Raw genomic sequence first — 7,707 nt, 5'->3', positions numbered from 1 at the left:
CTTTCTGACCGTTGACTACGAATTCGTCGCCGTCTCGGACGGCGCGCGTTCGCAGGGACGCTAGGTCGGAACCCGCGCTGGGCTCACTCATTCCGAGCGAAGCGGTCATTTCGGCGCGAAGGACCGGAATCGCCCAGCGCTGTTGCTGCTCGCGGGTGCCGAACGTAATCAACGATGCAGCAACAATATTAACGCCCTGCGGGTTGAAGCTGTGATAGATGCGTCTCCGGCACAGTTCGTCTAAGTGGACGAATTGCTGAAGCACACTCGCGTTACGACCGCCGAACTCGGGGGGCTGTGCGGGGAGTAGCCAGCCGTTGTCAAACAGCAGGCGCTGCCAGTTCCTGGCCCAGGTTGGCATATGCGAGACCGACCGCGGACGTTCGAATGTTTCGGCTTCGGTCGGCAGGTTGTCGTCGAGAAATGCGGCGAACTCTGCCCGGAACGACTCGACATCTTGATCAAAAGTCAGCTGCACGATACTCCCTGGCGATGAGCGCGCGATGCTCTGAGGCATCGCCGAGCATCAGTTCCCCCGCCTTCGCACGTTTAATGGCGAACTGCAGGTCGTTCTCCCATGTGAACCCCATCGCGCCGAAGCATTGCAATCCGTGCTGGACGACAAGCGACTGCGCCTCCCCCGCTGCAGCTTTCGCCATCGCGGCGAACAGGCGGCGACGCGGATCGTCAGCGACGATGGTGAGCGCCGAGAGGTATGACACCGCTCGCGCCCGCTCGATCGCCACATGCATGTCCGCGGCCTTATGTTGGAGCGCTTGAAACGACCCGATCGGTACGCCGAACTGGTAGCGCTGCTTAAGGTGTTCCAGAACCATGTCGACTATGCGCTGACACGCGCCAACGATTGTGATCGCCATTCCGGTCAGCGCGATGTGCCATGCCCGCTCGGTGTCTGATGCGATCCGGTTCTCATCGCCGACATGCACTTCGTTAAAGCGAAGGTCCGCGAGGTGCAGCAAGGGATCGATTGCTGCGACCCGACGAGATATTACGGCTTTCGCCTCGACAACGAACACACCGGCGGGAGTCACCACGGCGAGTCGGTCTGCACGGTTCCCGTCAAGGACGTAACGCGCTGCGCCTTCGAGAACCCAGCCGGCGCGATACCTGCATGCCGTGACACCGCTGTACACCGCGGCGCCGGCGCCATCCAGCGCGCCGCGGTCACCAACCAAAGGTGCGAACTGGGTCATTGTCGCCAAGATCGGCGTTGGATCACTCACGCGCCCGAGTTCTTCAAGCAGGAGGGTGAGCTCGACGAAACTTTGAGTGCCGATGAGCTCCATCCAGCCTTGCTCGATGTACCACTGCCATAGCGGGGCGGCGTCGGCGCCGCCCTCCGCGATCGATCGGACAAGGGAAGGTGGGCACTGTTTGGTCAGCGCCCCCCGGACCGTTTCGCGCCAAAGACGCTGGTCATCGTCGAGCTCAAGAAGCAACTGGGCCCCATCTTGTCCGAGAATGTCTGACGAGAATATAGTTCTCGTATTGCGCAAGTCTAGGTTGACGGATCTTGACAATCAAGATGTGCAGGATAGAACATCGTGAGTTATCGAGTCATGGCGATGACGCGGGAAGAAGGGAACCACCACCCAAAAGGCCGTCGACCAGCCCCTTCCGTCGCTTCGGGCCCCACGCGGCACCTACGTGCGACGAGGACGGCAAACGTGGGGCCGCGGCGTCGTCAACGTCCATCGCTGAGCAGGAGCACACAATGGTCAAGAAGTCGACCACAACAGGTCCCACTTCGCCGAAAGTCGAGCTCGATCTGTCCGACGTCGACTACCGGGTAGGCAAGCCCGTCGGCGGCGGCCAGTTGTGGGATCCCTGTAGTTCCTCCGACATTCGTCGCTGGGTGATGGCGATGGACTATCCGAATCCGATCCATTGGGATGAGCAATTCGCGCGGGCGTCCAAGTTCGGCGGCATCATCGCGCCGCAGTCCATCGCGGTCGCCCTTGACTACGGGCACGGCGCAGGACCCGCGTGCGTAGGGCACATTCCGAACAGCCACCTGATCTTTGGGGGTGAGGAATGGTGGTTCTACGGATGCCCCGTCCGCCCGGGCGACCAATTGTTCCAGGAACGGCGGTTCCACGACTACAAGGTTGTGGAGACCAAATTCGCTGGGCCCACGATGTTTTCACGCGGAGACACCACCCATACCAACCAGAACGGCGTCCTGGTAGCCCGCGAACGATCGACCGGTATCCGCTATCTCTATGAAGAGGCAAGGAAACGCGGGATGTTCGAAAGCCAGCTCGGCGACATCAAGCGATGGACACAGCTCGAGCTGGAAGAAGTGGAAAGACTGCGCCGAGATTGGCTGGAATCGAACCGGATGGGCATCTCGCCGCACTTTGACGAGGTCAAGGTGGGTGACACTCTGCCGCGGCGGGTGATCGGTCCGCACAGCATCGCTAGCTTCACCACCGAGTACCGAGCCTTCCTCTTCAATATCTGGGGCGCTTTCCGGTGGGTTGCACCGGTTGACGTCGACGATCCGTGGGTCTATCAGGATCCGGGTTTTGGCAAGGATTTTGCGTTCGACGAGGAAGACGCGAAGATCGATCCCCGCAAACGCGACGGGCTCTATCTCGGCCCGTCACGTGGTCACATCGATGCCGAGCGGGCCACCGAGGTAGGGATGGCACGCGCCTATGGTTACGGCGCCACGATGGGCGCGTGGTGCACCGACTATCTCGCCTACTGGGCCGGCAATGACGGAATGGTCCGGCACACCAAGGCCGACTTCCGCGGGCCCGCGTTCGAGGGCGACGTCACCTACTTCGACGCCGAGGTCATCGGCAAGGAAACGGAATCCACATGGGGAGTGCCACTTGTTCAGGTAAAGTTGCGCCTCAGCAACCAGAATGACGAGGAACTCGTCGCCTGCACGGCCGAGATCGAGCTACCGGTGTAGCGAGGCCAGTGAATAAATGAATTCTGGTGCTGCGGAACCACTTTCAATCGCATATGGCCCTCCACTGAGCGACGAGCCGGGGCTTGGCACTCTCACGCTTCCAGGCTTTCTGCGTGACGTGACATCAACCTACGGCGACCGAGAAGCACTCGTCTTCCGCACTGCCAAGGACGAAATGCGTTGGAGTTACTCCGAGCTGTGGGAGAGAGCGGTCGAAGTGGCATGCGCGTTGCGTGCCTGTGGCGTTGGCAAAGACACTCGGGTCGGGGTCTTGATGACCAACCGTCCCGAGTGGATCTCGGCTGTCTTCGGCGTCTCGCTCGCCGGTGGGGTGGCCGTGACACTTAGCACTTTCTCGACCGCGTCGGAGCTCGGATACTTCCTCAAGTCGTCAAGCGCAGCGATGCTGCTGTTTGAACGCAGTGTGCTGAAGACAGACTTTGCGAAGGTCTTGTCCGAGCTTGAGCCCGCGATTTGCACGATGGCTCCAGGAGCGCTGCAGTCCGACAGGTTCCCGTTCCTCCGTCATCTCGCAACGGTCGGAGAAGCACCGACAGGGATCGACTCATGGGAGAACTTCCTCGCTCGTGGTCGCGGCGAACCGCAGGAACTGGTACAGGCGACAGCTGAAGCAGCGTGTCCGAGTGATGCTGCAGTGGTGTTCTTTTCGTCAGGGTCCACAAGCAAACCCAAGGGCATCATCAGCGCCCACCGCGGCGTAGCGATCCAAATGTGGCGCTTCCGAAGAATGTGCGGGTTCAGCCGTGACGACAATGTCCGTTGCTGGTCGGCGAACGGCTTCTTCTGGTCCGGCAACTTCGTTATGTCACTTGGCGCCACGCTCGCCGCCGGTGGTTCGCTGGTACTGCAACCAACCTTTGACGCCGCGGATGCGCTTGAACTGATGGTTGCCGAGCGCGTGAACTACCCGTTTGCCTGGCCACATCAATGGGCGCAAATCGAAAGCTTACCCAACTGGCTCGACGTGGACTTGAGGAGCATGCGGTTCGCCGACTCCAAGACAGCGATCGCTCGTCATCCGGCGGTGTCCGCCGAACTGTCCTTTCCAGAACACGCCTACGGCAACACCGAAACATTCACATTCTCAACGGGATTTGGAGTCGACACATCGCGTGAGGCACATGCCGACAGCTGGGGAGTGCCGCTGCCGGGCGTGACAGTCAAGATTGTGCATCCACTCACCGGACAAGTGGTTTCGCGGTACGCAAGCGGCGAGATCTGCGTTAAAGGGCCCACACTGATGCTGGGCTATTTGGGTACACCGCTGGACGAGACGCTCGACGCGGAGGGGTTCTTCCACACCGGTGACGGCGGACACCTCGACGACGCCGACCGTCTGTTCTGGGAAGGCCGGCTCACCGAAATCATCAAGACGGGCGGCGCGAATGTCTCACCGCTCGAAGTCGACGATGCGTTAGCGATGCATCCCGCGGTGAAGCTGACCAAAACTGTTGGCCTGCCGCATGACACACTCGGCGAGATCGTTGTCGCCTGTGTCGTGCCGCACGACAACGCCAGCGTCGAACCCGACGAGATTCGCAAATATTTACGACAACGGCTAGCGAGCTACAAGGTGCCGCGCCACGTACTCTTTTTCTGCGAAGAAGAGATTGCCCTGACAGGCAGCAACAAGATCAAGTCCGACACGCTTCGTGATCTCGCCGCGGAGCGGCTGTCGGTCATATGAGCGTGATGAAGCCACGCCGGCAGCGCATAGTGAGAGAGGGCTTAGGACTGTACGCGGCGGATGGCGAGTCATGTTCTAGGACCACGATGTGAGCGAGGTGGCAGGGATCACCGACATGACAACGCGTGGGGAGAGACGCGTGTCGATGACCCCGCAGTGCTCCTAACCTCTCGTCGACTGTTTGCCGGCGGCAGAGTCATCCGCACACGGTACCGCCGCGGGGAGGACTGCTCGGCGACACCAGGACCAGACAACCTCTTCGGTCAAGCCAGTCTCATCCATCCCACCGTGCAACGCGTTGTACTGGCCAAGAGAAGTGAGGGTGGAGCCCAGAAGTGACGTCAATTGCTTCACCGTGAGGTCGTTTCGAACGAGGCCCGCTTGCGAACATGCAGTCAAAATCTCTGTCAACAACTTGCGGTGCGGTTCCCAGACTTTCGCGAACGCCTCCGGATTATCCAGTTCGAGACTCAAGTTGTAGATCAGAACCAGGCGACCACCGACTTCTTGCGATGAACCTGGACGAGACAGCACTCCCCTGCACCATGCCTCCAGCTGCCCCATCGGGCCTTCCGCTGCCTCGACTTTCTCCCTTATTGCGTCGGTGAATTGAGCAGTGAGGTCTTCGTACAACGCCAATAGGAGTTCGTCTTTGCCTGCGAAGTGCTGATAGAAGGTCCTTACGCTGAGGTTCGCACGATCGGCCAGTGTCTGTAATGTGAAACTCGCTTGCCCGGATTCTTGGACCAGCTCTAGCGCCGTCGCCATAAACCGCGTGCTACGAGCAACCGCCAACGCCCGCGCATCGCCGAGGCGACGCTCAATTGCTCGTTCTTGCCACGTGCGGCCCTGATCGCCGTCCTCATTTGAGGTTCGCGGGCGACGGTTGTCGATTTTGTCCTTCACTGAGGGCAAATATACCGCCGATTCACCTGCGACCAGCCCATGGTTCCTGGTTGATGAAACGAAAACTGGCCAGAGCTCGAAAGCCCTGACCAGCTAATTCTCAGTGGAGCTGCCGGGAAGCGAACCGGCGCGAAAACGTTTTTGACCTGCGGAAACCTGGAATTTGACTACGCGACACGACGCCAAATGACGCGAAATGACCTACAGATACGCCGAAGGCGTTGATGGCATCAACACCAGATCGCAGCGTCAAAAACCGCAACCGCCTTCTTCGCTCGCCGGAGTGAGGCCGGCCGAGCTCAACGTCGCGAGTACTTGTTGATCAGGTCTTGTTTGTACAGCTTCCCGGCGTCGCTGCGCGGCACCCGCGGTTCGAAGTACAGCGATCGCGGGCACTTGTAGTGAGCTAGCCGGTTTCGCAGCCACCCGGTCAACTCGTCGGCGAGCTGTGGCGTGGCCCGCGCCGGATCGACTAGCTGAACGACAGCAGTAACGGACTGCCCCATCACCTCGTCCGGTATGCCGAAAACCGCGGCGTCGACCACCAGCGGATGGCACACCAAGGCATCCTCGGTTTCCTGCGGGTAGATGTTGACGCCTCCCGAGATGATCATGTGATGACGACGGTCAGTGAGATACAGGTAGCCGTCGTCGTCCAGGTAGCCGACGTCGCCGACGGTCACCCACCCCATGGGGTTGCGTGCCGCAGCGGTCTTCTCTGCATCGTTGAGGTACTCGAACGGATAGCCGCCTTCGTAATAAATGTCGCCGACCTGTCCCGCTGCCAGCTCTTTGCCGTCCTCGTCGAGGATGTGCGGCACTCCCAGCATCGGCTTGCCAACCGAACCCGGGTGACGCAGCCAGTCTTCGGCGCGTATGAATGAGATACCCGCGCCTTCTGAGGAACCGTAGTACTCATCGACGATCGGCCCCCACCAATCGATCATCTGCCGCTTGATCTCGGGTGGACACGGCGCGGCGGCATGAACCACACGCTGCAGGGTCGACAGGTCGTACCGCATTCGCGTCGCCCGAGGCAGCCGGAGCATCTTGACGAACATCGTCGGGACGAACTGCGCATGGGTGATGCCGTACCGCTCGATGCAGTCCAGCGCGCCCTCGGCATCGAACGCTTCCATCATGACAGTCGTTGCGCCAGCGGCCTGGGCAGCCATCGTCCACATCGCGGGTGCGGTGTGATACGTCGGCGCCGGACTCATGTAGACGGATTCGCTTGTCACACCGAGGGCTTCGAAGACGGGTGTCGACAAGCTCGTTCCAACAGTGCTGGCGGCCTCCAATGGGCGGCGAATCCCCTTTGGACGTCCGGTACTTCCGGCCGAGTATTGGAGAAGCTGTCCGTTGCAGTCACCCGCAGGCGGTGTCGCTGGCATGGCGGCCACGCAGTCCGGGTACCGTCGCCACTCTTCAAGTTCATCGTCGGCGATAAGCGCCACGGATGGCAGTCCACGCGGGAGCGATTCCGACAGCTGTTGGCACACAGCGCGCATCGCCGCTGACGAAATGATCGCTTTCGCTCCACTGTCGCCCACAATGTAGGAGATTTCGGCAGTACGCAGTTGCGTATTGATCAGCGTGTAGTACAGACCGCTTCTCCTCGCAGCCCACATCACCGCATGTATGTGCTCGTTGTTCTCCATCGCGACGGCAATCGTGTCCCCCGCCGCGAGGCCTTGTCGGCGCAAATAGTGGGCCAGCCGATTCGCACTGGCCTCGAGTTCGTCGAAACTCACCGTCACCCCAGAAGGGTGAAGTATCACAGCGGGTTTCGTGGACGCGGTGTGAGCGCGGAGGTCCATTCGTGCGTCACTCACCCGGTCCGCCAGGACGAGTCCCAGCGATCTATCGTCGCTACCTCGGATAACGGCTTGCGGCGCACGGTGTGGTGTCGGCCGCGCGGCCAGCCCACCGTCAGCAGCGTCGCGATCTTCCAGTCGTCAGGAATCCCGACCATCGAGCGGAGCTCGTCCTCGCAGGACCCGTGCCACAGGGTAATCGCCGCGCCAAGTCCGTGCGCGCGGGCAGCCAAGAGGAAGTTCTGCACCGCGGGAAAGATCGAACCGCCCTGCTGGAGTTCGGTGGTCCCTCGCTGCGGCTGGACACAGAACAACACCAGAACGGGCGCCGC

The 7,707-nt window shown here is 60.8% G+C and carries 7 protein-coding genes; 2 read left to right on the top strand and 5 right to left on the bottom strand.

The window, feature by feature from the left end:
- Both A5652_RS25950 and A5652_RS25945 read right to left on the bottom strand, forming a co-directional pair.
- Positions 1 to 478 (bottom strand): acyl-CoA dehydrogenase family protein (locus A5652_RS25950; RefSeq protein ID WP_196771181.1); only part of this gene is annotated, 478 nt, incomplete at its 3' end.
- Positions 462 to 1,460, bottom strand: coding sequence for an acyl-CoA dehydrogenase family protein (locus A5652_RS25945; RefSeq protein WP_067358784.1), 999 nt, complete (start codon positions 1,458 to 1,460; stop codon positions 462 to 464). The genes A5652_RS25950 and A5652_RS25945, both read right to left, overlap by 17 nt.
- A gap of 275 nt (positions 1,461 to 1,735) precedes the next feature.
- Between A5652_RS25945 and A5652_RS25940 the strand changes: the two genes are divergently transcribed.
- The gene (locus A5652_RS25940; protein ID WP_067358781.1) at positions 1,736 to 2,944 is read left to right on the top strand and encodes a MaoC family dehydratase N-terminal domain-containing protein; all 1,209 of its coding nucleotides are present in this window, start codon (positions 1,736 to 1,738) and stop codon (positions 2,942 to 2,944) included.
- Positions 2,945 to 3,062: 118 nt separating this feature from the next.
- Positions 3,063 to 4,652, top strand: coding sequence for a class I adenylate-forming enzyme family protein (locus tag A5652_RS25935; protein WP_232001455.1), 1,590 nt, complete (start codon positions 3,063 to 3,065; stop codon positions 4,650 to 4,652).
- 162 nt (positions 4,653 to 4,814) lie between these two features.
- Here A5652_RS25935 and A5652_RS25930 read toward each other — a convergent pair whose 3' ends face one another.
- The 3 genes from A5652_RS25930 to A5652_RS25920 all read right to left on the bottom strand — a co-directional run.
- Positions 4,815 to 5,546, bottom strand: a complete 732-nt coding sequence (locus A5652_RS25930) for a TetR/AcrR family transcriptional regulator (protein ID WP_232001456.1) — start codon at positions 5,544 to 5,546, stop codon at positions 4,815 to 4,817.
- Positions 5,547 to 5,857: 311 nt separating this feature from the next.
- Positions 5,858 to 7,378, bottom strand: coding sequence for a fatty-acid--CoA ligase FadD4 (gene fadD4 / locus A5652_RS25925; RefSeq protein WP_067358775.1), 1,521 nt, complete (start codon positions 7,376 to 7,378; stop codon positions 5,858 to 5,860).
- A gap of 11 nt (positions 7,379 to 7,389) precedes the next feature.
- The coding region (locus tag A5652_RS25920) for a nitroreductase family protein (RefSeq protein ID WP_197514110.1) at positions 7,390 to 7,707 on the bottom strand (318 nt) is incomplete at its 5' end.

Source organism: Mycobacterium sp. 1165178.9 (assembly GCF_001673555.1).
Classification (GTDB): domain Bacteria; phylum Actinomycetota; class Actinomycetes; order Mycobacteriales; family Mycobacteriaceae; genus Mycobacterium.
The sequence above is the reverse complement of the archived record's forward strand: the minus strand, read 5'-3'. Positions and strand labels throughout refer to the sequence as shown.